This window comes from Massilia sp. TSP1-1-2 (assembly GCF_049896185.1).
GTDB lineage: Bacteria > Pseudomonadota > Gammaproteobacteria > Burkholderiales > Burkholderiaceae_D > Telluria_A.
Genome location: NZ_JAFCTU010000226.1, coordinates 1 through 510, shown reverse-complemented (window position 1 = coordinate 510; position 510 = coordinate 1). Strand labels below are relative to the sequence as shown.

At 50.2% G+C, this 510-nt stretch carries 1 protein-coding gene; it reads left to right on the top strand.

Going from position 1 to position 510, the window contains the following annotated elements:
- Window positions 1-239: 239 nt before the first annotated feature.
- Window positions 240-510 (top strand): Arm DNA-binding domain-containing protein (locus ACP7BV_RS27830; protein ID WP_426108155.1); only part of this gene is annotated, 271 nt, incomplete at its 3' end.

The window sequence follows — 510 nt, the reverse complement described above, 5'->3', positions numbered from 1 at the left end:
TTGATTCTATTGGTCGGGACGGAGTGATTCGAACACTCGACCCCTTGCACCCCATCAGTAAAAGCATGGTTCCGAGCGTGTCCGTCACTGTCCAGCAAAGTCCACAACTACCTTAAAAATCAAACACTTAAAAAGAATCAACGTCCAGCTGAGTCCGGCATTATACACTGGCATCCGCAAATATTCTGTGTATACGCTGTGTATACACGTTGGATGAAAAACGGAGGTTTCGACCTACCATGGCTAAGATAACAGCTCAGCAAGTAGCCAACCTGCGGCCAAGTACTAAGATGCAACGAGTCCAGATCGATACCGGACTTCAACTGAGGATTGCCACCAGCGGCGTCAAGACTTGGGTTGTGAGATATACCATCAACGGCAAAGTTCGCGATTATCGTTTCCCCAAAGTCTACGGAGTCGTCAGTGACAATGCCCATATGTCCCTAGCGGACGCGCGCGGCGAAGCCAAACGCATCCTGTCTCTCGCACGACAGGGAATCGACTTCCAGG